The sequence below is a fragment of the Fulvivirga aurantia genome (genome assembly GCF_009711475.1).
GTDB lineage: Bacteria > Bacteroidota > Bacteroidia > Cytophagales > Cyclobacteriaceae > Fulvivirga > Fulvivirga aurantia.
The window spans coordinates 1-2666 of record NZ_SMMD01000427.1 but is presented as its reverse complement, the minus strand read 5'-3'; the positions used below and the strand labels follow the sequence as shown (position 1 = coordinate 2666).

The 2666-nt window shown below is 40.2% G+C and carries 2 protein-coding genes; both read right to left on the bottom strand.

Going from position 1 to position 2666, the window contains the following annotated elements; all coding sequences use genetic code 11:
* Positions 1–143, bottom strand: a 143-nt coding sequence (locus E1176_RS02595) for a permease prefix domain 2-containing transporter (RefSeq protein ID WP_155209021.1), incomplete at its 3' end; no start/stop codon positions are given.
* The coding region (locus E1176_RS02590; RefSeq protein WP_222933057.1) for an ABC transporter permease at positions 143–2666 on the bottom strand (2524 nt) is incomplete at its 5' end. The genes E1176_RS02595 and E1176_RS02590, both read right to left, overlap by 1 nt.

Below are 2666 nucleotides of genomic sequence, written 5' to 3'. Positions count from 1 at the left end.
GCTTTTGTTGTTGATTGAGTTTGTGTTGTTTTTATAAATTTCTCTTCCAAATCACCCATTACCTCTTCAGCAAGGTCATCTCTTAGAAAGCGGAGTAAAAGCCAATTGGCTAGTTTAGGCGGTGTGTTTTTCTGTACTGACATTACTCAGACCTTAGTGAGTTTACGGGGTTGAGGATTACCACTCTCACGGAATGCCAACCCACAATTGCCAAAGCAGTTGCAGAGATTGATAAGACGGCTATAAAATAAGTGTTAATACTCATCGGTGCTCTGTATGCGTAACTTTCTATCCACGATTGCATGGCAAACCAAGAAAGTGGAATAGCAACAACAAAGGCCATTAAAATCACTTTTGCGATATCTTTAGAAAGCAACATGAGTATAGATAAGAATGAGGCTCCCAGTACCTTTCTTATACCAATTTCTTTTACGCGTTGAGCAGTAGAATAGGTAGTAAGACCAAATAATCCTAAAAATGCAATGAGAATCGCAAGGATTGCGAAAGCCGTAAATAGCTGTGCAAATTGCCTGTCGGCTCGATAATGTTTGTCAAAATTGTCGTCTAAAAAGTAATAAACCAATGGCCTTTGTGGGATAAGCTCACGCCATTTGTCTTCAAGTCGCATGATAGTAGATTGTATATTGTCTGCATCAAGCTTTAGAGAAAACATGGCCATACTGAAGGGCTCATACCTAATAGTAAGTGGCTCTACTTCACTATGCAACGATCGGTAATTGAAGTTATCAACCACACCGATAACGACACCTTGCTTGCCCCACTGATCAAACCTTTTGCCGATAATATCTTCAGGATTTTCATAGCCCCATAAACTAGCAGCAGCCTTATTTACTATCAGCGCTTCTGTAGAATCAGTGGTGAAGTTGTAAGAGAAAGGTCTGCCGGCAACCACTTCAATATTGTACAAAGGAATAAAATCAGGGTCGACTTCATAAATAGCAGGGTTGTGGGGAATCAAAGTGCCATCAGGACCTTCAATTTGGGTGCCTGCATTGGGGTGAAATTTTCCAGGTACTGCTCTTGAAGCTGCAATGGCCGTTACGTCCGGGTCTTTTAGAAACTCATCTTTAATGGTCTCAATATTAAGTATGGCCTGTATGTCAAAACCAAACTCCATGACCAAGGTTTGCTCTTTGTCAAACCCTAACTCATGGTTTTGCAGGTAGCTGAGCTGATTGTAAATTGTAATGGTACCGATGATAAGGGCTAAAGTGAGAATAAACTGAAATGTAACCAGCCCCTTTCTAAGCGACACACCTTTGGAGCCCGTTTTAAAGTTGCCTTTCAATACTTTGGCTGGCTCATACTTAGAAAGTAAAAAGGCAGGGTAACTACCCGACAACAATCCTAAAATCACTAATAATGAAATAAAAGCACCTATAAACTCTATCGTGAGTAGGTCTGATAAAACGATTGACAGTCCAGTGATGCTTTCAAAATAAGGACTTGTCAGAGAGATTAAAGCCAAAGCCACAATGCCTGCGAATAATGCTAATAATGAAAACTCAGAAAGAAATTGAAAAATTAAAGACGATTGCCTGGCACCTACTACTTTTCTCACTCCAATTTCTTTAGCTCTTTCTAGCGAGCGCGCTGTTGATAGATTGATGAAGTTCATGCATGCTATCAATAAAATAAAGCCACCAATCATGGAAAAAATAATAAGACTAGATAAGCTTCCTGTTTTGCCAGGTTGTCTGGCGGCAACAGAGTTTAAGTATGCGCCATCGAGTGGTTCCACATCAGCGTAGAATTTATAGCCATCCCAATCGCTGGTATGTTTGGCAGCCAACTCATTGATTCTTGGTTTGATAGAGGCGATTGTGCTGTTTTCTTTAAGTAAAACGTATGTATAGAAATCTACATAGCCCCAATCCTCAAATATGGTCGGGCGCTGTTGGTAAAACGTGCTCATAGAGAGTATGCCATCAAAAGTAAAGTGAGAGTTTTTGGGGATGTCTTTCATTACCCCGGTCACTATACACTCTCTGTTTTGATCGTAGATGATAGATTTTCCTAAAGCATCACCGTCCGGGAAGTATTTTTTAGCCAGGGACTCAGAGAGTACAATGGTGTTAGGTTCTGTTAGTGCAGTTTCGGGATTGCCGGAAAGGAGAGGCCAACTAAATACTTCAAAGGCACTCGAGTCACCAAACACGATACCTTCTTCGTTATACAGGTGATCGTTTACTTCAATTAGCTTGTCGTATGCTGGTGTAAAGCGACAAAATGTTTCTACTTCAGCAAATTCTTCTTTGAGTGCTGGTCCGATAGGTGCATTTCCCCATACGCGAAATTCTTCCGGTGACGGGGGAGTGGCTATCCCTTCACCATCCTTATGTCCTTGTAAGATGCGATAAGTTCGGTCTAAATTTTCATGGTACTGATCGTAAGAGAGTTGGTCATTGATATAAAAGGCGATATAAATGCAGCATGCAAGACCAACACCAAGGCCCAGAATATTAATGAGTGAATAAAACTTTTCTTTTAAAATGTGACGCCATGCGATTTTATAATAGTTGTTAAACATGATAAAATGATTTGAGTTTGACCTGTAATTTTTGAGTGCGAAAGGCCTCAGGTAATTAAAGACCTGATACCAATAGTTTAGTTTTGCTTTTGTTGTTGATTGAGTTTGTGTTGTT